The sequence below is a fragment of the Cohnella phaseoli genome (assembly GCF_003386235.1).
GTDB lineage: Bacteria > Bacillota > Bacilli > Paenibacillales > Paenibacillaceae > Cohnella > Cohnella phaseoli.
Genome location: NZ_QRDZ01000023.1, coordinates 133,502 through 156,473 on the forward strand (window position 1 = coordinate 133,502; position 22,972 = coordinate 156,473).

Here is a 22,972-nt window from a genome sequence, read left to right on the forward strand (position 1 = left end):
TCCGTTATTTTCATTCCCGATTCGCAATGCGGAGCTCGAACAATCTGGCTGTTGTCACTGAAGGCATCCGCACGGTTAATTGGCCTTCTTCGGCGTTCCAGCCCCAACTGCTATCGTTGACTTGCGGATAGGCGCAGCGGACATCCGTTTCATAGCCGCGGAGCCGCTCGATCGGGAGGAGAATCCGATCGTCGTCTCCCCGTATCCTCCATACGGCTAGGTAAACCCGATCCCGATCCCTACTCTGTAGGCCTAGGCAGATCCAATCGTCCTGGTTCGTCGGAAGTCCCAGCGGCCAGAACGGCAACGCTTCGGGGATCTCCCTGCGAATGCTCTTATAATAATCCAGCGCTTCCTTGACCAGTTCCTTGCGGCGCGGGCTCAGCTCAGCCAAGTGCCCGCTTTGATGAACCCTGAGGAGGAGCGCATTCACCATGTTGAAGACGACTTCCTCGTCGTCGCCCTCGCGCAGAGGATAGGACCAGATGGCGGATTGCTCCGGCGTCAAGGCCGCGGGCGAGCTTGCCGCGATTGCCGCATACTTAACGTAATCGCTCTGATCGCTCGTCGATTGGATGCTTTGGCGGCTTAGCATTGCGTAGTCCATACGCATGCCTCCGCTGGAGCAGTTCTCGATTACGAGATCGGGATACCGTTCGAAAAGCGCGTCCATCCACGCCAAGTACGCGCGATTATGTTGGAGCAGGCCGTCCCCGAAGCTATCGGCGTCGGTTTCCGTCCCGATTCCGGCGTTAATGTTGTAGTCCATCTTGATGTAACCGACGCCGTAGTCCTCGACCAATCGTCGGATGACTTCGTTCGCATGGGCGACGACTTCCGGATTGCGGTAATCCAGCTGATACCGGCGACGATCCTTCACCTTCCGGCCATGGCGCATGAAAAACCAACCGTCGTTCGTCCGGGACAGCATTGAACTGTTGATTCCCATCACTTCAAGCTCCAGCCACAGCCCCGGAACCATCCCTTTGGCGCGAATATAATCGAGAACATACTTGATCCCTTCGGAAAATCTTTCCGAAGAAGGCAGCCATTCTCCGACGCCGTCCCACCAGTCTCCCGGAGCGTACCACCCCGCGTCGATGCAGAAGTACTCGCACCCCGCCTCCGCCGCCGAGTCGACCAACGGAAGCAGCTTGGCGGTAGTCGGATCGGCCCAGAGACAGTTCATGTAATCGTTAAAAATAATGCGCAGCTCGCGATTATCCGCATTAGGCCGACGAATGATCCGTCGGTAGGCCGTGAGCTGGGCGATCGCCTGTTCGAATCCGCCCTCCGCTGCTCCGACCGCGACCGGGACAGTAACGAACTCTTCGCCCGGCTCAAGTTTGACCCACCAGTGATTGTCCTGCTCCGTCGGTCCGCTGACGAGCAGCGCTAGCCGATCGGCCTGCTCGAACAGCTCCCAATGCCACGATCCATTGTTCTCGATCTGCCAGAAGAAGACGGTTCTTGCCTCTTCATTCGTTAGCACGCCCATCGGAATATGCTCGGCCGAAGACCAAGAGCCTGTATTGCTGCATGAAATTCTCTTGGAGCTGCGGTCGCCGAGATGGGACAGTCCGAGTTCCGGCAGCGTGTACGTCCTCCATTGCAGTTCGGTTTGCCAGCCGTTATGAGCGATAGACAGCTTCATCTTGATATCGCGATCCCAGCTTCCTTCCTTGTCCAGACCCGTTAGGGCAAAGGACGACACATATTCGATAGCTGCCGGAGAGGTCCCTTCGTTTGTCAGAACGTTCCAGCATCGAACCGTCCGAACGCCGTCGTAAAATTGGAAATGCTGTACCGTCTTCAATCCGGTCGGCTTATCGAAGAGCGCGATCTCCAACTTGCGTCCGAGCTCGTTGCGGTAATCCGCATGCGACTCGTATACCATCCGTAAACCGGGATACGATCCGCGATGCATTCGTCCGTGATACTCGCCGCGATCCTCTCCCGTTAGCTGTAGCTCCAGCAGCCTAAACTCCGGCTTCCGCCGCTCTGTAATGGCATCCGAGGCCATCGGCACCGCCGCGAAATGCAACAGTCTGACATCTCCCGCTTCCGTAATCTCGATGATGACGTACAACCCGTTCTCCGTGATTTCGATCAAACCGCTCACTTATTTCGCACATCCATTCCAGATCGGTTTTAGCTTCCAGACCTCTAGTTTGATTAATCGAACCCGTCCCTCCGAAACATACAGATCCACGCCCAGCGAATCCTGCCCCGGGTAGATCCGATTGGAGATTACGCCCCTTCCCTCGTTGCTGAATACTTCGACGGACGAACGGTCGAGATAGATATGAAGCTTTAAAGTCTCGCCGTCCGGAAGCGATAATCCGCATCGGGAGATCCCCGAGGCGTCGAGTCCGGAACGGCTTCGATCGACGATCAGCTCGCCTTCCGCGACTCGATAGCCGAACCGCGTTTCTTCCCGACCGTCGCTCGAACAACGCACCTTGAGCCCGAATTCCGCATTTCTCGATTCCGGAAGCTCGAACTCCGCGATTAGCTCCAGACAGTCGCCCCGCAACTCGCCCAAATACCCGCTTGAACCCGAATCAACGACTATATTATTGAAGCATGTCGGCTCTTTCCGCAGCGAATGCAGCTCCGGAACAGGCAAGACGCTCAGGGCCCCGTCAGGCAATAGACTCAATACTCTTGGAACCGTCATCGCCCCGGCCCAACCGTACGCTTGCGTCGGCATGTTCGCTCCCCAAATATCCATCCACCCGATGACGATTCGCCGTCCGGTATCGTCTTCGAACGATTGAGCCGCATAATAATCGAAGCCGTAGTCGAGCTCCCCCATGCTTTCCTGTACGAACTTGCCCGTTGTATAGTCGAAATCGCCGATCATATAAATGTTTTTAGCTTTTTCGACATTGGGGGATACGACTAGCACATACTTGTCGCCTAACGCAAACAAGTCCGGACACTCCCATATAGCCCCCTGCGTTCCATCGCTCTCGGCCACGACGCCGACATATTGCCATTCGCGCAAATCAGCCGAGCGATAGAGCAGTACGTTCCTTATTCCTTCCTTGCCGGAGCCGATTACAACATACCATTGTCCCTCGTGCTTCCATGCCTTCGGATCGCGAAAGTCTTCCGAGCCGTCGACCGGAGGAGCGCCGATGACGGGATTGCCATCGAATTTGGAAAACGTCCTTCCGTCCTCACTCATGGCCAGGCATTGAATTTGCCGATGCAGACTTCCTTCCGGAGCGATTCCCGTATACATCAGCGTTAACGTCCCCTCATCGTCGACCGCGCTGCCCGAAAAGCAACCATCCAGATCGAAGGACTCGCTAGGGGCCAGCGCAATGGGAAGATGCTCCCAGCACACAAGATCGCGGCTAACGGCATGCCCCCAGTGCATCGGACCCCATTTGGCGGAATACGGGTGGTGCTGATAAAAAAGGTGGTACTCCCCTTTGAATTGAATCAATCCGTTCGGATCGTTCATCCAATTCGCCGGAGCCATCATATGGAACTGCAGACGGTGAGGATCGGCTGCAGCCTGCTGCTGCAGCCCCATCACATTCTCGTAAGCTTGATTAATCAATTGGTTATGATCCTCTTCCCGAATCTTGTCCATGCGTTTTCCTCCATACCGGTCATTAATCTCGTGCGACGACGACATTATCGAAATGTACGTGCGAGTTAGCCCACAGGGAAAATCCGATTTTGCCCGCCGTTGTCGGAATGTTTGGCGCTCCGGAGTATTTCTCTACCCCGTCGATCGCGATCTTTAAGTTTTGACCGCTGAAAGCGATATCGATATCATGGTTTGTCCCTAGCGGAAGAACCGGGCCGTTAAACAGCGACTGCATCGTGCTTTGACCGTTCTGATAGGCATAGAGCAAATATTCGCCATCGTTGTACATCAGGCCTAGCTGCGTATCCCCGGTATAACGAAGAAGAGCGATAAACCGGGTTTCGGCGATCGGCGTGACCGAGAACGACAGCTTGCCGTCGGCGACGTCTCCCATCGTTTCGTTCAAATTCGTCGTCCATTCCCCTGCGTTGCTTTGACCGCTCAGCATGCCGTTCTCATGTAGCCACGTTCCGTTGCCAGCCGCGTTCCTGAAGTCATTGATTCCTTTTTGGAAGTGATAGACCTCGGACATCCTGTAGCTTACTTCATCGAAGTGGACGTGAGCGTTATTCGAGGTCATAAACCCGATGTTTCCTTCCCCCATTCGGAACGCGGCAACCTCTCCGCTGTACCGGATCACCCCGTCCACCTTGATGACGACGAACAAGCCGTTCAAGGTGATTTCCAGATCGTGCCACGATCCGTCGGCCAGGTTAATCCCGCTTACGAGCGTGCCCGTTGCCGAACTCGTATCGTAACCGATATTCCCGTTCTCGTAGGTAATCGCGTTATAGGAAACCGCCGTGGCATTCTGATTGAATCGGGCGACAATTCCGAAACGTTGGCCGCTGATTGGCTTGACCTTCGCCTTAATGGTCGCGTTCTTGATTCTCGGGGAGTTCGAGTCGATCGCGACCGTCGTTCCCGCTCCGGCCGTTCCGCTCAGTTCGCCGTTCTCGACCGCCCACGTTCCGCCCGATCCAAACCTCTCCTGATAACCGGCGATTCCCCCGCCGAAATCGTTCGAGTAGGACGCGATATATGGCGGAAGGGGATGAGGAGACACAGGAAGCGAAGCAGAGACGACTACGTTATCGAACATGATCGTGGAATAATACCACGTACTGAACCCGATTTTCCCCGCTTCCGTCGGAAAGCTTGGAATCTTCCCGCTATATTTCTGCTCATGATCGATATAAACGGTTATAAGATCGCCTTTGAAATAAATATCGATGAGGTGCACGGAATTGTCCGCGAACGGCGGGATGGAGAACAGATTTCCTACGCTTGTTCCGTTATCCCATCCGATGTTTCCGTTGTCGTACAGGATGGCGGCGAATCGGTTCCAATCCTGGTAGCGGAACACCGCTTTGAACCGTTGATTGGAGACCGGTTTAACCGTAAAGCTCATGTATCCGTCCGAGATCGAGGGCGAAGCGTTGTCGACCGCTAGCGTGGCGCCGCCGTCTTGGGTTGTGCTTTTCAACTGCTTATCCTCGACCGTCCAATCGGCCGTTCCGTAAATTTTCTGCCAACCGCCGATCCCGTTATTGCTGAAATCCTGCCTGTAAGCCCCCGCCGGCGTCCAGTCCCATAAAGGTGAATAATCGGGAACGCTTACTTCGGGGTAAGAACCCGGGAACGTAATCGGGACGGTCGTGCCCGGCCCCAGCGATACATTAATGTATTTGCCGGATTTATTCTCGTAGAAGTTCTGGGCCGAATACAGCCGGAAGTTCTGCCCGATTTGCATGCGATCGCTTGTCGTCGGATCAACCGCCCAATTGTACCAGTACAGCCGATCGGCATCGATGAACTTCTCGGGCACCGTCCAGTTTTGCGTCGAGAGATCGGTTGCTGTCGCAAAGGTTCCGTCGTGCCGCCCGGGGATCATCGTCTGGCCGACCGCGACGAATTTATTTAAATACGTACTGTAAAATACCGCGTTTATTCCCGAATTGTTGAACAAATCGGTGTCGTGCCCGCCCAGTCCAGGTTCGCTCCAACTTCCGTTATGCCACTTCTGCCAGCAGCCGGGCATCATCTTGGAGCTGATCTCGCAACGGGCCACCCTTGTCGACAGGTAATCCCGCCATTCGGATTTGCTCTGCCAGCCGGCACCGTAGAACAAATAGAAATATCCGCCGGCCGCGTCCACATACAAGCTCTGATCGCCCACTCCCCAATCCCAATAATCGCCCGCGAATTCATCGCGTTTGGTCGGGTTGTCGCTCGTCACGATATCGCCTTCGTAATGCCAGTTCAAGCCCTCGTCCGTCGAGGTGGCCAGACCGATCCCGCGCGTCCATCTCCCCGACGGCCAATTCGGATTGTAATTAAACTCCATATGCACGGTAGCGTACCATTTGCCGTCCGCCGGATCGATCCATAGACCGTTAAGCCAATAATTATCGTCGCCGTGCGGCCGATTAAACGAAGTGTCTCTCGTCCCGTTCGGCAGTTCGATCAGATCGTCGATGGTCGTACCTTTCAAGCGGTGAATAATCAGGGAACCGTCCGTGTAAATCACCCATAGATTTCCTTGCGCATCTCGGGCAATGCCGGGATTGAGGTCTACGTGGGTGAACTGGTCTTGCGTCGTATCGGCTCCGTACGTCCAGGTAAAATCCGCGGCTGAAGCTTTATTCGGAATCAGGAAGGAGGCAATCGTAAGAAGGGCGGCAATCGCGATCGGCAAGATCAGCCTTTCAATGCGGATAGAAGACGCGAACATCAACATCCCTCTCTTCTCTTATTTTGTCTTTCAAACAAGCAGCCGGAACTTTCAGCGGAATCCGGCTGCTTGCTTCTCTACCTATTTTCCGCCAACGCCTGCTTGGACGTTTCGTCCCATACTTTTTGTCCGCCCTTATCAAGCCACATCTGGACGAACGCTTCCCAATCCTGATCGAAGTTTTTGGAGCTGACGATCAATTTGACCAACGTTTCGAAAATATAATCGTTAACCTCTTTGCCGATCTCCGGAGAAAGGACGTTTTCGTCGATGTACATCCCGTACAGCAGGTCCGGGTTGGAGCTTTCGATGCCCTCTTTCCCGTTGTTCAGCACTTCCTCGCGATTGGGCAATTGATCCGAGACGAAGTCGGAATCCCATGTCACGTAGTTCATCAGCTTGGCCGTCGCGTCGATTTCCTTGATCGTTTGTTGCTTGCCGTTCTCGTCTATTGGAAGCGTGCTGACGAACTTGTCTCCTTCTTTGGTATAATGTTCTCCCTCGATTCCCCAGCGCATCAGGTTGATGCCTTCTTCCGAACCTAGGAAATCCAGCAGTTCAAGCGCCTTTTGCTGTTTCTCAGGGGACGCTTTGTTGCTAACGAAAGTGTAAAACCAGAAATTCGGAAAACCGTCCAGCCGTTTGTTCCCTTGTTTGCTTTCCAAGATCCCTGTCGACACGAACATCGATTTCGGGTCTTTGTCCGGATAGGCCGCTTTGAATTTATCGTACAGGTCGTTGTAAAAATGCCGGCCGTTATGAATGATCATGCCTGCCTTGCCGGAAACGAATTTCTCGATTTTTTTGTCTCCGTTATTGATAACGAACTCGGGATCCATGATTTTGTCGTCGTACATGCTCTTCAAGAAAGCGACGGCTTGCTTCGTTTCGTCCTGGATGACTTCCGGAATCCATTGGCCGTCCGCCTTTCTGTAGCGGTCGAAGCTCGTATCGAACGCGTTAAAAATCGGATAATCCCACCACAAGCCGTCCGAAGTGTATCCGTACGTGTCCGCTTTGTTGTTGCCGTCGGGGTCGTTCTGCGCGAACGCTTTCGCCACGTTCGCAAACTCGTCGATCGTCGTCGGTACGGGTAATCCGAGTTTGTCCAGCCAATCCTTGCGAACGTAGATCGTATGGTCGTTCACGGCGGGGCTGTCGATCTGGCTGTAGGAAATAATCGGCAATCCGTAATGCTTGCCGTCCGTCATCTTCGCGAACGAATCGAAGCTTTTTAATTGCTTGGCGATATTCGGATACTTGTCGGCCACGTCGCTTAACGGAAGCACGAACCCTTCCTTGATCCAGGATTTGTATTGCGCAAGACGCGCGATTCCCCAGTAGTTGAACAGATCGGGGACTTGGCCCGAAGCGATCGTTACGTTGACTTTGTCGTCGTAGCCGCTGAACGGCGCTGTGATGACTTTGAACTTGACGTTCAATTTCTCCCGAACAGCCTTGTAGATCGGAGAATTCTCATCCTGGGCGATCGTGTCTCCATCGTACGTCATGATCGTGAGTTCTACCGGTTCCGCGTTTGCCTTCTCCGAAGGAGCTTGGCTGCTCGTGCCGGTCGCTCCGCCTTCTTTTTTATCTCCGCTGCACCCGGCTAACAGGATTACAATAAGGCTTGCAAGTAATACAGCCACAATTCCTTTTTTCATATACCCCTTGCGCATGTAGACCCTCCTAAGTCATTTTTGCGAGCATAATGTTCTCTTCCAACCGCCGAACCGTTTAACTTTTCACGGCCCCGATCATCACCCCCTTGACGAAGTACTTTTGAATGAACGGATAGACGGCAACGATGGGCAAGATCGAGACAATGGCGACGGCTGCCTTGATCGAGTTGGATAACAACTGCCGTTGCGGCTGCATACCGCCGTTTCGTACAAAGTCCGTGTTGTTCACGACCAGAATGTCTCTAAGCAGCAAGGCTAGCGGCCAATCTTGCCGTTCGTTAAGAAACAGCATCGGAGTAAACCAGTTGTTCCATTGCCCGACCGCGATGAACAATCCGATCGTGGACAGCATCGGGATCGACAGCGGGAGCACGATTCGGAAGAAGCACCGGTAGTAACCCGCTCCGTCAATGAAGGCCGCTTCCTCCAATTCGACCGGCAGCGACGAGAACGACGTTTTGACGATGATCAGATAAAACGTGTTAACCGCAAAAGGCAGAACCATGACCCACAAGCTGCCGACGAGATTCAAATTTTTGATCAGCAGGTAGTAAGGAATCAGCCCCCCGCCGAAGAACATCGTAAACACGATAAAGAATAAGAGAAAATTCCGGCCCGGCAAGTTCTTCTTGGTCAAGCTGTACGCGGCCATGCATGTAATCAGCAGTTGATAGAGAATGCCTAGAACCGTAACGCCAACCGAGATGACCAAGCTTCGAAAAAATTGAAAGTTCGTAAACACGTACTGGTAGGCTTCGAACGTCACTTTGCGCGGAATCAAGTAAAAATTCGATTTGATCGCTTCTTCGTACGGCAGCACCGACTGAACCAGCAAGTGCCAGAACGGATACAGCGTTAGGAACGCGATCAAGACCATCAAGAAATAGTTGAAACCGTCGAATACGATTCCGGATGCGGTGCGCTTCATTTTCATTGCATCAACCTCGTTTTTCTCAATAGATGCCCGTTCCGTTTATTTTCTTGGAAATGCGATCGACCGTAACCAGCAAAATGAAGTTAATGACGTTCAGCAACAGTCCTACAGCCGCGGCCAAACTGAATTTGCCTTCGACCAGTCCCGTTCGGTACATGTAGGTATCGATCACGTCTCCGGTTTCGTATACCGCCAAGTTGTACAGGTTGAACACTTGGTCGAATCCCCCCGTCATCATCGAACCGAAATTGAGAATGAGCAAAATGGAGATGGTTGGCGCGATCCAGGGCAGCGTAACATGAAGCATTTGCTTCCAGCGGTTGGCCCCGTCGATTTTCGCGGCCTCGTACAGCTCCGGAGGGACCGAACTGATCGCCGCAAAATAAATGATCGTCCCCCAACCGGCTTCCTTCCAGATGGAAGTCACGACGAGCAGCGGACGGAACAGATCGCTTCTCATCAGGAAATTGACCTTTTCCCCGCCGAAGGAGAGGATGATCTTGTTGACCAATCCGTCTTCGACCGACAAGAACGCGGTTACAATTCCGGCGATGGTCACCCAGGAAATGAAATAGGGCAAATAGATAATCGTCTGAACTGTGCGTTTGAACACCATCCGGCGCACTTCATTGAGCAATAACGCCAGAATCAGCGGCGCGGGAAACCCCCAGACGATTTTCAGCAGATTAATATAAAACGTGTTGTAAAAGACGCTCCAAAATTTATCCAGCGCGAATAAAGTTTGAAAATGGTCGAAGCCGACCCAGGGACTTGCCAGCACGCCTTTGGACAACATAAAATCCTTAAAAGCAATCGTGATCCCGTACATCGGGATATAACAAAAGACGACGTAAAAAACGATGGCCGGGGCTAACAAGACGTATAGGGCCCTGTTCTTCCATGCCAGCTTCATTGCGCTTTGCTCTTTCATGCCTTCCCCCTCTTGTGTGCGTTTCGATTTCGGCAACTTCATTATGCCGGACGGGGAACGGCAAGCATATGAAAGCGTTTTAGATCTTTATGTCGTCTTTTTGTATTCCCGGGGCTTTCCGTACAAAAAATCTCCCCATGCGGGGAGACAGTCGAAGGCTCTTGCTTACCGGGGCTCCGATACGCTTTTCCGGAACTCGCCGGGAGTCGTTTTCTTGGCTTTCTTAAACTGCTTGATGAAATGGAAATAGTCGTCGTACCCGACCCGTTCGCAGATTTCGTAAGTAGATAGCTCTCCCGATTTCAGCAGCTCCTCCGCCTTGTCCATACGAATATCCAGCAAGTATTGCAGAAAAGTTTTACCGGTCTCCTGCTTGAACAAGAGGCTGAGATACGAAAGGTTGATATGGTACCTCTCGGCCATTTCGCTTAAGGTAATCTTCCGGTTATAATGTTCGCGAATCTCGTTCACGATTTGCTGCACGGTTTTATGAGAGGGCGCTTTGTCCGGATTCGCGGCCTCTCGGACGAACCGGCTTTTCAAGTACCGAAAGACGTCCGGTCCGTCGGCAAACGTCTCCGTAAGCTCCTCTTCGCCGACCGGGACGAAACTTTCCGTCGGGTCGACGAGCTTATCCAACTGCGCGTTTGCCATATTGTAAAGTTTCGTAAGCACCTCTAGATTCCATCGGACTTTGGACGCTTCGCCGATCCGCTCGATCAGCGCCTCCAGTTGCGCCGGCTGCTTGGCGCTCTGTAAGAGACGAGCCAGCTTGCGAACGATCGGACCGGGATCCCGATACGAATACATGCCGGGCCTTCCCGTGACGAATGCTTGCTTGGCCATTGCTTGAGCCTGCCGATAAGCCTCCCTGAACGAGGACCAATCGTCGCAAAGCTCGCTTAGTCCGATCGTGGCGCCTTCGTTCGCGCACCTTCCGAAGATCCTCTTCCATCGGGAATAGGGTTCGCCTTTCGCTGTCCGGTCGAATTGAACGACGACCAACCATCGCCCCGGGCCAGTCGGGATCGCGAGGGAAGCAGCGCCGTAGCTCCGGTTCGCCGTTTCCGTCTCCACGTAGAGGGCGGATATCGCGCGGGAATTCGTGCGGACAACCGCGCATCGGAAATAACCCGATTCGGGAGAGAAGCCGGCTTGCGCCAGCCGTTGCCCGAGGTTGGGCGTGAGAGACCTCGCTCCGGTCAATTCTTCAATCAGCCGCAGCGCTTCATAATTTTCGAGCTTGCTCCTGATCTGGCGCTCCTCTTGAAGCCGCTCCTTAACCTTGGCGAGCATCTGCTCCATGCCCGCCTGCGTAATCGGTTTAAGTAAATAATCCGCAGCCCCCAAGCTTAGAGCCTGCTGCGCATAGGCGAAGTCGCTATGAGCGCTGATGAATACGACCGCGGAACGCTTGTCTTCTCCCCGGATCCGTTTCAGCAGCTCGATACCGTTTAATCCGGGCATCCGAATATCGCTAACGACCAGATCCGGTCGGATCTGCCGATACAGTCTCGCCGCGTCCGCGCCGTTATTCGCTTCACCTGCGATCACCATGTCGAACCGACTCCAATCCACGATCAGACGCAGCGCTTTAAGCGTCCATTCCTCGTCGTCCGCGATTAATACCTTATACATTCAGATCCCTCCTCTTTCCATTTTCGGAATCGCGACACTGACGACCGTGCCGATATTTTCCCAGCTTTTTGCGCGAATTCCATAGCCGTCCCCGTAATGCAGACGAATACGTCTGTGAATGTTAACCAGACCGACGCCTCTTCTATCCTTATCCCGAGTATCCGATTCCTCGTCGCCGGACAGTAACGAAGCATTCAGCCGCGATAACGTTTGGATATCCATGCCCATGCCGTTATCGAAAACTTGCAGGAGCATGTCATCCCCTGACGAGAACATCTTAATCTTCAATAATCCCTTTCCCTGCTTGTGCTCAAGTCCGTGAAACAGCGCGTTTTCGATTAGCGGCTGCAAGACCAGCTTAAGCATGCGATGATGAAGAAGCGCCGGCTCGATTTCGCTGAGGTAACGAAATTTTCGCGGAAAGCGAAGCTTTTGGATGTCCAGATACGTATCCAGATGTTTCAACTCGTCTACGATTTCCACAAAATCGTTTACATTCACGCTATAGCGAAAAAAGTTTCCTAGGTTTTCCACAGTCCGAATGATTTCCTGCTTGGAATCGGTTAAAGCCATGCCGACCATGCTGTTCAACGTGTTATACAAAAAATGCGAGTTGATCTGACTGTGCAAGCCATCCAATTCGAACTGCTTTTTGGCCAATTCGGATTCGTACAGTTGCTGCTGAGTCGCCAAATTGCGGCGGGAAAGCTCGTGGATCTCGCCGACCATTTTATTGAATTGTCTAGCAATCCCGGTCAATTCATTGTTATCGCTATAACGGATTTGGATAGTCATATCTCCGGATGCGAAACGCCGAAAGGCGTCCGTTAATTTTTTCAAAGGCTTGGTAATGAGAATATTAAAATAGAGATTAATCAAGATGGCGAGCACGATGGGGATAGGGATGGCGAATAACAACGAATACGCGATCGTTCTCGCTTCCTTGAACAGTTCGTCGGTCGGGATCTTGGCCACCAGCGTTAATCCCGTTTGACTTAGCCGACTTGTTTTGACCATGTACCTCGTACGGTCAATCGTGACGAATTGATCGCGCTGCTCCTCTGTGGATACGCTTTCATCGATCCGCTTTCCAACGCCGGCTTTATCGGTCGAGGAAATCACTCTTCTTCCGTCGCCTACGATGAGAACCTCGGAACCCGGCTTCAAAAATTTATCGTCGATCAAAGAATCCAGTTTATTGCGATCCAACACGACGAAGCCGACTCCGATTTTTTGCATATATTTCATATCGAGGATCGACCGCACCTCGCGGATGCCCAAGTACACGGAGGAAACCCGATCCTCCCTCAAGAACAAGGGCAGAAGCATCATGCTGCCGTCACCGAAACCGTCTCGTTCGTTCGCGTCCAGAAAAGCGGTCAATTCGGAGGGAACCGAAAACGAAGAGACGTAACGGTTGCCGGAGGAATCGACGAATACGAAGCCCTTAATGGAGTGGTTCAATTCCCTGTAGCCGTTCATATAATTTCTCACGTTCAAATATCGATCGTAACCGTCGCTCTCCCCGGCTTCCAGTAAGACCATTTTCTGAAAATCGTTATTCAGAAATACGGCTCCGGAAACAAGATCAACGCTCTCCAGAAACTCCACCAAACGGCCGTTCACTTGATTAAAGAGCAGATCGACCGAATTCGATACGCTTTTTTTCGTTGAATTATAATTGTGAAATGCCGCTATGGCTCCCATCACGACGATAATCGTCAATACGATCATTCCGTTGATCAGAATCAATTGGATACGAAGCTTGTAACGACCATAGTAGGAAAGAGCTCTGGAAAACATATTTCATCACCCGGCTCAGTGGAATGGAAGAAGTATCGTTCATTCGACATAGTTTGCCACTATCATACACCATTTTCGTTAGGGCGTGTATGCATACTCCGAGGACAGCAGAGTTCATCGAATTTTCGTTCCATGCAAGGAACTTTTGTGAAGGCGTACCGGACGTACGTAAGCAAAAGTGACGAAGCAGGGGGTGAAAAGGCGGTGAAAGATGCCCCTGAGCGGGTTTGCATACACGCCCTAGTGCGATAGAGGAAAAATAAACTCACTCGCCAAAAACCCTACCGGCATAATGCCGATAGGGTCGTTTTATGGCTCGTGCCTTCCATGCGGGTACGCCGCACCAGGCTTAGTTTTTCCGTACGGCGATCGCCTTCGGCGGTCCCCACTTCCCTCTTGAATCCTGCGCGCGAACGTACACCGTGTGGTAGCCCGGAGTCCAGGACGAGACGTTAATCTGCGCCGTTGCCTGCTCCGTCCTCGCGCTGAACGTTCCGTCATGCGCGGCCATCGGTGTGCCGCTTCCCTCGAATCCGACCGAGTCCACGAAATATTCCGCAGCCGTGATCGTGCCCCAACCGGTGTCCGTCTCGTCCGCGAGCGCCCGGATCGTCACTGTCGGACTTCCTTGCGTTTCCCTCGGCGCGGCGGCGGCGTTCTGAATCCGCGGACCTTGCGCCGACGTCTTCACGATCTTCTCGGTATAGAACGGCCCCCAATTGCCGGCTTCGTCCTGACCGTGGATGTAGATCGTATGCTCGCTGTTCTCCGCCCATCCTGCGACGGACAGGACGGCTGTCAGCGATTCGCTCATCGCGTCGAAGCTGCCATCGACCGCGTTCATCGGCGTGCCCGAACCGTTCGCGCCCGGCGCGTCGATGAAATACTCCGCGGCCGCGATGCGCGATCCGCCACGGTTGTCTACCCCGTCGTCCACATTGGCCGTGAGCAGGATAACATCGAGACCGTCTGTAATGCCGCGGGGATTCGTTCCCGCGACGATCGTTGCCGGTCCTTGCATATCCCCCGAGGACGACTTCGTCACGTTCACTTTCACCGATTGCGTCGGTCCCCAATTGCCCGCGGCGTCCATGGCGCGCACATAGACGATCGGCGTCGTCTGCTCTTGCCAACGCGTCTCCGCGAATGCCCGGATATGATCCACGTAGAGCGTTTGCTTCGTTCCGGTGGCCGGAAGCGTGCTGTCGTCCAGAACGAATTCGACCGATTTCACGCTTCCGTAGTCAAATACGCCGTTGCCTCCGGCGATCGAATCGTAATTTTCCCTGAAGTTCCAGCGGATATTTTGCCACTGATCGGAAGGGAAGCGGCTCTCCCCGTAGTACGTTGGCATCGAAGCTTCCAATACGGTGCCGTCGGCGTCCGCGAGTTTGATCTGCATCTGTTCAAGCGGACTCGTCGCAGCCTTCAGCCAGAACGACAGCGTATCCAGTCCGCTGAAATTTTGCAGGCTAACGCCGAAGTCCTTAACCGCCGTCAGCGGATCAGCGATGCCGTTATTGTCGTTGCTAACGTCCAGACGCAGCGAGCCGGCATCCAGACTTCTCGCCGCGGTCCCGCTCCAATCGGCTATGTCGCTCATATCGTCGATCATGATCGGTTCCGTCGCGGCAAGCGCAGGGATATCAATCGTTGCCGCAGCCCCTTCGTTCACGCTGTCGAAGGCTCCGTCGGCAGCCGCAAGGTCGATTCCTTGGCCCGGCTTCTGAACGGTGTCCACGTAATATTGAACCTTGGCGATAGGTTGACCGCTGCTCGTCGCCGTCGCGGAGAGCGACAAGGCCGCCGCCCCGTTCGTAGGATTGGACGATACGACTGCCGCAGAGACGATCGGACCTCCGGACGCGGCCGCAACGGATACCGAGTAGCTCGTATCCGCGACCGAATAATGGGTTCCGTCGAAAGACGTCGCCCGCACAAAATACTTTTTCGAGGAATCCAGTCCGCTCGTATTCCAATTCACCGTGAAAGGGCTAGACGCAGTCGTACCGATTGGCGTCCATGCATCGTTCGTGCCGTCGTTGTATTCGAACGTCACCGAAACGACCGGCGCATCGCTCGGAGCCGCCAGCGCGCTCACGGCTACGCTGCCCCGATTCACAACGTCGAAGCTTCGCGGGTAGAGCTTCTCCGCGTATGGCTTGCCCTCCGCCGCCCGAATCTGCTTGGATATGTCGCTCACCGCCGCCCAACGCCGATCGTTCATCGGATTGCCGTCATTGTCGACGAAGTTCCACTCGTTGGCCCAATCGTCTCCGTCATAGGTAAAGAACGCGATTCCGCTTAAGCCCCCTTCGAAATTCGTCCAGAGAGAGTCCTTGAAATCTGCAATCTCGTCCAGATTAAGCGGCGCATCGCCGACATGCCTGTAAATCCGATCGCTCATATTCGTCACCAGCTTGCTGGGAGACCACGACTGCGTGTTCGTCGCGTTCGTCTTGCCCATGCGCCAAGCGGTCTGTTTAAGGCGGTCCGTCCATTGAAAGCCTCCGTAATTGCCTAGCGTCGACCAATCCATATACCACGGCTGATCCTCGCCCGTATCGTACCAGAGATAGTTGATATGGTGCGTATTGACCCGCCTGTCGACGCCTTTGGCGGCATCGTTCGCCCGCGCTTGATCCGCATAGTAGGAGTAGTCGCCCGCTGCGTTTGGCTGCAGCTTGTTCGGCCAGTAGACCTCCAACTCGTTGGCGTTCAAGTAGCTGACGATGCGATTCGTCGGATCGTAGAGGAACGTCTGGTTCGAATCGTTGACCGCCAGCGCGTCGAGGCCTGCATGGTCGAGCGAATTGTCGTTCGCCACAGGGAACGCCTGACGCACGACCTTCAGCCCCAGCTTATCCGCGAGATCGGCATGCTTCGTAGTCGCATCGCCTCGATGATCGACATGAGAGACGATAAAATCGACCCCATGCCGCGCCATATCATGCAGCGTTTGCTCCGTCTGCACGATCGAATGCTGATACATTCCGATCTTGAAGTCGTCCGCAGCGTAATCGTGCGAGGTCGGCGCAAGCATTGGCACGTCCTCGCGGCTCCGCGCCCACTCCTTGCTCGTCATTGCTTCCAGGTTATCGAACGAATAATAATTGCCTCCGATCCCCCTGACCAGCGTGTTATCGTCAATAATGACTTCGAAGCCGGTAATATTGGCGTAATCCATCGTGCCGTTGCCGCCGGCGATCTCGTCCGTCTGCGTCTTGAAAGGCCATTCGATATGCCACCAGTTCCCGGCGACAAGCTGCGAGCCCCATAAGACGGAATCCAAACGGATGTAGTTCGCCGTTCCGTCAGCATCGCGAAGGGCAAACACCATTTTGTCAGTCGGTTCGCTGACCAGCATCCAGAAGCCCAGCACATCTTGAGAAGACAGATTGGCGGACAGGCTCTTGGCCGCAGTATAGTAATCGGCTGTTCCGTCGTTGTCGTTCGGAACCTGGAAGGTGATGGAGGCTCTGGATGCGTCGCGATAATTGTTCGTATTCAAGATGACGCTCGAGCCCGGCGGCGTCGTCCATCCGCCGAGCCCGTCGAACGATTCGAGCATCATGCGGTCCTTGGTCTTGACAGCCCGAATGTCGTCGATGTAAATATCGGTATTGACGCCGACCGGCAGCTCTGAATCCCGGGTTACGAAGACGATTTCCTTCATCCGATCGAAGTTCAGAATGCCGTCGCCCCCGACGATCGTCCCTGGGTCCTCGCGGAACGAAATTGTGCCCTTGTACCACTTGCCCGCAAGCAGCGTGCCTCCCGCCGTCGGGAACATTTTCGCCAGATTGAATTCTTCCGAGGTCTGGTCTGTATCGGTTATTCGCACGTTGAAGAAGGTGAGGTTCTGCATCGGCTTAATCCAGTAAGTCAGCTCGTAGTACCCCGTCAAGTCGAAGTTGACGTTCGTCCTGTACAAGACCGGATACTCGACAATGCCGTTGTTATTGTTCGATACCGTGTACTTGATGCTGGAATTACCCTGTTTTACCTGTGTCGTCGAGAGCGCGCGACTGGAGCCAAGCGTCGTGTTCCAAGCGGCTATGGAATCCATGGCATCGATTTGAGCTGTGTCGTAGAGATCCGAATCGGCGTAAAAGTTCAGCTCATCGATATAGAAATTGACCTGCTCCGACTTCATGTTGACCGATCGTCCGTCCGCGGAGGAGAACGAGATTTGCTCGATGGCGTCGTAGTTCATCGTGCCGTTGCCGCCGCTCACGGCTCCGTCGTATTCCTTGAAATGCCACCAGGCCTGCAGCCACCTGTCCGGTCTAACCTCCGAAGGGAGATGTGCGCTCCGCAGCACATGAGACAGCTTAACCGTGCTGACTGTTCCGTCGGTATCCCGCAAAGAAATCTCCAGCAGCGGATCGAGCGCATCCGTCTGAAGCCAGAAAGAGAGGACATCGTGATTCGAGAGATTCTGAGGAGATGCATAGGTTTTGGCGATCGAGACGGGATCCGCAACGCCGTCGTTGTCGTCCGTAATTCTGAAATTCATGCTGTACGAGCCTTGGAACACCCGATCCTCGCCGGGATAAGCGCTAAGCATTCCATTGGCCGGGTTCGACAGCGTCCAATCGCTTACGTCTTCCATGTCGTCGGCGAGCAGCTGCGCGGCGCTTGCCGTTCGTTCCCCGTACGGCGGAGCAGGGCACGCCCCGGTAATCGCAACCATTCCTGCCAAAAGCAATTTCAGACTTTTCCTCATTCTCATTCCCTCGCTTTGTCGTGGATTGATCCTGCACAGTTCCGTCTTCAAGCCAGCGGTTCAGCGCTCACCCCTTCATCGCTCCCATCGTCGCGCCTTCCATAATCCTTCTCTGAAACACAATATAGAAAATAATGGAAGGAATCATGACAATCATGACGCCGGCGAACATCGTCACCCAATCGGACGTGTACTGCATCTTCATGTTCGCCTGGTACATGTTGACCCCAATCGTATACTTGGCCGGATCGGACAAGTAAATGAACGGTCCGAGGAAGTTGTTGTACAAGCCCAGAAACTTGAAAATTGCCACGGTTACGATTCCCGGCATCGATAACGGCACGATGATTTTCCAGAACGTCTGGAACAGCGTCGCTCCGTCCATGTGCGCGCTTTCCTCCAAGTCCTTCGGCAAGGAGGACATGAAGCCGCCGAGCAGCATAAGAAAAAACACGTTCTCTCCGAAGCTGTCCAGGACGATCAGCCCCGTCAGACTATTCGTTAAACTAAGCGACTTCATCAAGACGTACTGCGGCACAAGCGCGTTGACCCCCGGAAGGAACAGCGACAGCATAACGAGTCCCCAAATGAACTTCCTTCCCTTGAACTTCATGCGGGTCAAAGCGTATGCGTTAAGCGTCGTGAGGAACGTTCCCAGCACAAGCCCCACGCCGACGTAATAGACCGTATTCAGCAGAGATTTGCCGATGCCGTACCCGTTCCAGGCTTTCGTATAGTTGCTCCAATTCAGGGTAGAGGGCAAAGCCCAAATATTCTGGAAAAAGTCGACGTTCGTTCTAAGCGACTGATAGAAAATCCACGCCACCGGAAATAAAATCGACAACGCCCACAAAAATAGGATCCCTCTCCAGAATCCGTCGGCTAGCGTTCTTCGTTCGGCCATTCTGTCAAAGCCTCCTTTCTTATGCTAGAATTCTACTTCCTTCTCGGGATATGCTTTATCGATGATCAGCTTCGCGCCGACCAGAATGACGAACAGAAGCATCCCTACGGCGGACGCGTACCCGTAACTGTGCGCTTCCTTGCCGAAGGCCAGATTGAACATGTACAGGCCGGCTACGTCCGTCGAGCCTTCGGGACCGCCGTTCGTCAAAATCATAATGACCTCGAAGCCCTTTAGCGTGCCGAGAACGACGAACACGACGCACACCCGGATGACGTTGCGGATAAGCGGAATCGTGATGCGGAACAGAATCGTCATCGGCCTCGCTCCTTCCAGATGAGCGGCTTCGTACAGCGATTTCGGAATCGCGCTTATCGCGTTGATGAAGATGACAACGTAAAGACCGACGCCTCCCCACACCATCGGGATCACGAGCGCCCAGATGGCCGTTCTGGAATCCCCAAGCCAGTAGAAATCGTTCATATCGAGCCCGAACAACTCCAGGAAGCCGTTCAGCAAGCCGAACGTTCCGTCGAAAATAAACGACCATAGCAGGGCCACGACGACGGTCGACAGCACGTTCGTAAAAAAGTAAACGACTTTGTAGAACGCGTTCTCCCTGTACGACTTATTGTTCAGTAAATAAGCGAGCAGCAGCGAGATAAGAACGGTCAGAACGGGTACGACAACGATATAAATGAGATTGTGGTACAACGCTCGCCAGACGAAATGATCCTTGAACAGGTAGGCATAGTTATCAAGACCGACGAACTTGGCGTCCGTTAATCCGTCCCACTCCAGCAAGGAGTAGTAGACGGACATGATGTTCGGGTACAAGGTGAATAAAACATATCCGAGCAAAGACGGCGCGATTGCAACGATCAGGAAAACGGCTTTCTGTTTGGCGGCTTTGCCGGAACCGTGAGGTTTCCGCGACAAGGGTGCTTGACCGGCATTCAACTCTGGTAATCCCCTTTCGCAATAAAATTAAACGAACGGGAGGAAGATGGCTTCCTCCCGAACGAACCTTTCCGCGCGTCATCCGCGCGCCCGATTGAATATGGCTTACGACTTCGGACGATCCTTCTCGATCGCGGTCTGCTTCAGCTTCTCCGCTTCTTCAAGCACGGGAGCCGGGTCCTTCTTGCCGGTGGCTACGGCTGTAATGAGCTCGCTCAGCATTTTATCCGCCGTGCCGTTCTCCGGACTGGTCAAGCCGAAGTCGCGGCGATAAGAAATGTACTGCACGTTACGTGCCGACGAGTAGGCCATAACAGCCGCTTGCGTCGGCTGAAGCTTCTCAGTACGGGCGGCATCGTCTCCGAAATCGAGACGCGCCGGGTAAGCTCCCGCTTCGGAGGCAATCGCAGTCTGGATGTCGAAATCGTACAGGCTAATTACGAACTCCTTGGCCCATTGTTTGTTGAGCTCGGGCTTGTTCTTCCAGATCATGAAGGCGATATCGGAGATTCCGGAATTGACGAAGATCGTCTGATTAACGTCGTTCACCGCCGGAACCGCCATGAATCCCCAAGTGAAGCCTTCCGGAGTGGCGTTCTTCATCTCGTTGCCGACCCAATCGCCTGTCGCGACAAGCGCAGCCTTATGCTGCAGCACTTGCATTTGCGATTGCGTATGGTTCAACGCCGCTACCCCCGACGGAAAATACCCCTTCTTGCCGAAATCGTACATTCTGCTCCAGGCCTCTTTATTTTCCGGCGTCGTCAGCTGCGGACCGGTGAAGCTACGGAAGTTCTGGAGGTAGGTATCGAAATTGCCGTTAGCCTTAGCCAAGTCGAATTGCAGGATGTTGAAGACGTAATCCGTCAAGTAACCCGAATAGACCCCCGGGAACGTAATCGGAATGACGCCGTCGGACTTGATCTGATCGAGCAGGGCGACGAACTCGTCCCATGTCGCCGGATTTTTGTTCCAGCCTTTCTCTTCGAACAGCTTCTGATCGAAGAACAGTCCCGCCGTATATCCGGCTACTGGCAATCTTGCCGTATAGCCGAGGCTGACGGTAGCCTCGTAAGCGTCGTCGGAAATCACGGAGCGCAGCGTCTTGCCCGACTCGCCCGGCAGCTCCCGCTCCCATAAGTCGTCGAGCGGTTCCAGCTTCCCGGCGGTGACCAGCCGCTCGTGCTGATTGGCGCCGGAGAAACGCGGAATAAACAGGTCGAACATATCGTTGTCGTCGCCCGCGGCGATCTTCGGTTCGAGAATCGTCTCCAGCGTAGGAGAAGAAGTGATGTCGAACTCCACGTTCGGGTATTTCGCCGTAAATTTCTCGACCGCTCGGTCCATCCAGGCGCGACCGGAGCCGCTCTCCCAATAGCCCATCTTCAGCGTAACCTTCTCGCTCTTGGACAAGCCGTTCTCCGGGTATACGTCGGATTCTGCGGAACCGCTTGCCGAGCTTGAGGCGCTTGCCGACGAAGCCGGTGCGGACTCGGGTGCCGACGAGCTTGCCGACGGCTTGTCGTTATTGCCCGAGCATCCCGCCAGCAGAACGGCGAACGTAACAAGTACGGAAGTTAATGCGTTGACCTTTTTCATTGTGTTGACCCCCCAATTAAGTTTCTTTCCATGATCAAGACGGAATGACCGTCTTCCAGCCTGGAACGCTCCGCGGCGAAAGCCATCAGATGGCTTTGCACCGAAGCTCCCGCGGAGGTCAGCCCTTGTCCGCTTTCGCGTCGCCGGCTGCGCACATCCTTCAGAAACTCGCGCACCAACCCTTCGTCGCCGCCTCCGTGTCCGCCCTCTTCGACGGATACGGGCACTAGACACCCTTCCTCCCCGAACGGATATAACGCGATTTCGCCCTTTTCCATGCAGCCTCTGATCTCGCCCAAGGTTCCCATGATCTGGACCGTTCGGGAGATGTCGTGCGAGAAGCCGGACATCGTGAACGAAGCCGTAACGCCTTCTTCGAATTCCATGTTGACGACCTGATGGTCAACGACGTTGTTGTCGCAGCGGTAAACGCAGCGCCCGAACGGACCTTCCCGCAATGCTTGCCTTACGGCTTCCGGCGACGGATCGTTGGCAATGAAACGCGTCCATTCCTGCGTCTCAGCTTCTTCGTAAATGCGGATCGCCGAGTACGGACACCGTCTTTCGACGGCGCAGCCATCCGTGCAGCGGATCGTCGAACCCGGAGGAGCGTGCTCTGGGCGGAAATGCAGCAAGGAGCCGTAGGAGCTGATTTTCAAGCACCTCTTGTCGATCAACCAGGACAGAATGTCCATGTCGTGGCAGGACTTCTGCAGAATCATCGGGCTTGTCTCCTCCGACCTGCTCCAGTTGCCGCGTACGAAGCTATGCGCCATATGAAAGTATCCGACATTCTCGCTTAATTGCACGGATACGACCCGGCCGACCCTCCCGGAGACGATCAGTTCCTTGATTTTGGACCAGAATGGCGTGTACCGCAAAACATGGCTGACTATAAGCAATCGGTTATGCTTGACCGAAGCCTCGGCCATCCCGATCACTTCGTCGATATCCGGGGACATCGGTTTTTCCAATAATACGTCATACCCTAGTGCCAAGGCTTTAAGCGTAGGTGCATAATGCATTCGGTCTTGCGTGGCGATAATCGCGATATCCGCGATCTGCCGATCTGCGAGCAGTTGTTCCCAGCTAGCGTAGAGCCTGTCGGACGAAAGCCGGTATTCCTCCGCCGCGATGCTTCTTCGTTCACCGTCCGGCTCGGCGACCGCCACGATTTGCAACTGGTCTGGATACTTTTGCGCGTATGCGCCGTAAACGAATCTGCCCCTCGCCCCCGCGCCTACGAGCACTGCCGTAATCTGATGCACAACGCTGTTTGACCCCACCCTTCGTATGTAACGGTTTAAGCTTGATCACGGCAATCATAACGTACGTTATATTTAAGTGTCAACGCTCTTTTTATATTTATTTTTTTGAAATGAAATCGCATTCATATTTAAAAAAAAGCATATTCAGGTTAGGATATGGATTGAAAATTGACGTTTCCTACC

13 protein-coding genes are annotated in these 22,972 nt (G+C 53.9%); all 13 read right to left on the bottom strand.

The features are described from left to right. Nucleotides 1-10: 10 nt before the first annotated feature. The gene (locus tag DFP98_RS25300) at nucleotides 11-2,122 is read right to left on the bottom strand and encodes a glycoside hydrolase family 36 protein (RefSeq protein WP_181917940.1); all 2,112 of its coding nucleotides are present in this window, start codon (nucleotides 2,120-2,122) and stop codon (nucleotides 11-13) included. Next, on the bottom strand, nucleotides 2,123-3,607 hold the full coding sequence (locus DFP98_RS25305; RefSeq protein WP_116063410.1) for a glycoside hydrolase family 32 protein: 1,485 nt from the start codon (nucleotides 3,605-3,607) through the stop codon (nucleotides 2,123-2,125). It lies immediately after the preceding gene. 22 nt (nucleotides 3,608-3,629) lie between these two features. Beyond that, nucleotides 3,630-6,341, bottom strand: coding sequence for a LamG domain-containing protein (locus DFP98_RS25310; RefSeq protein ID WP_220377167.1), 2,712 nt, complete (start codon nucleotides 6,339-6,341; stop codon nucleotides 3,630-3,632). A gap of 77 nt (nucleotides 6,342-6,418) precedes the next feature. After that, nucleotides 6,419-8,020, bottom strand: a complete 1,602-nt coding sequence (locus DFP98_RS25315) for an extracellular solute-binding protein (protein WP_116063412.1) — start codon at nucleotides 8,018-8,020, stop codon at nucleotides 6,419-6,421. Nucleotides 8,021-8,078: 58 nt separating this feature from the next. Next, nucleotides 8,079-8,957: a carbohydrate ABC transporter permease gene (locus DFP98_RS25320; RefSeq protein ID WP_246016696.1), complete on the bottom strand. Its 879-nt coding sequence runs from the start codon at nucleotides 8,955-8,957 to the stop codon at nucleotides 8,079-8,081. Nucleotides 8,958-8,976: 19 nt separating this feature from the next. Further along, nucleotides 8,977-9,888: an ABC transporter permease gene (locus DFP98_RS25325; protein ID WP_246016698.1), complete on the bottom strand. Its 912-nt coding sequence runs from the start codon at nucleotides 9,886-9,888 to the stop codon at nucleotides 8,977-8,979. A gap of 165 nt (nucleotides 9,889-10,053) precedes the next feature. After that, nucleotides 10,054-11,526 (bottom strand): response regulator, encoded by a 1,473-nt coding sequence (locus DFP98_RS25330; RefSeq protein WP_116063414.1) that lies wholly within the window; start codon nucleotides 11,524-11,526, stop codon nucleotides 10,054-10,056. After that, entirely contained in the window at nucleotides 11,527-13,329 is a 1,803-nt protein-coding gene (locus DFP98_RS25335; RefSeq protein WP_116063415.1) for a sensor histidine kinase, read from the bottom strand. A 349-nt stretch (nucleotides 13,330-13,678) separates the two neighbouring features. Continuing rightward, nucleotides 13,679-18,058, bottom strand: coding sequence for an Ig-like domain-containing protein (locus tag DFP98_RS25340; RefSeq protein WP_116063416.1), 4,380 nt, complete (start codon nucleotides 18,056-18,058; stop codon nucleotides 13,679-13,681). Nucleotides 18,059-18,125: 67 nt separating this feature from the next. Continuing rightward, a complete protein-coding gene (locus DFP98_RS25345) occupies nucleotides 18,126-18,962 on the bottom strand; it encodes a carbohydrate ABC transporter permease (RefSeq protein WP_116063417.1) in 837 nt (278 codons plus the stop codon). Between the two features lie 24 nt (nucleotides 18,963-18,986). Continuing rightward, complete coding sequence (locus DFP98_RS25350) at nucleotides 18,987-19,922, bottom strand: carbohydrate ABC transporter permease (RefSeq protein ID WP_116063418.1); 936 nt, start codon at nucleotides 19,920-19,922, stop codon at nucleotides 18,987-18,989. 105 nt (nucleotides 19,923-20,027) lie between these two features. Next, on the bottom strand, nucleotides 20,028-21,521 hold the full coding sequence (locus tag DFP98_RS25355) for an ABC transporter substrate-binding protein (protein WP_116063419.1): 1,494 nt from the start codon (nucleotides 21,519-21,521) through the stop codon (nucleotides 20,028-20,030). After that, nucleotides 21,518-22,789, bottom strand: coding sequence for a Gfo/Idh/MocA family protein (locus tag DFP98_RS25360; protein WP_116063420.1), 1,272 nt, complete (start codon nucleotides 22,787-22,789; stop codon nucleotides 21,518-21,520). The genes DFP98_RS25355 and DFP98_RS25360 overlap by 4 nt, the downstream gene beginning before the upstream one ends. Between the last annotated feature and the right edge of the window lie 183 nt (nucleotides 22,790-22,972).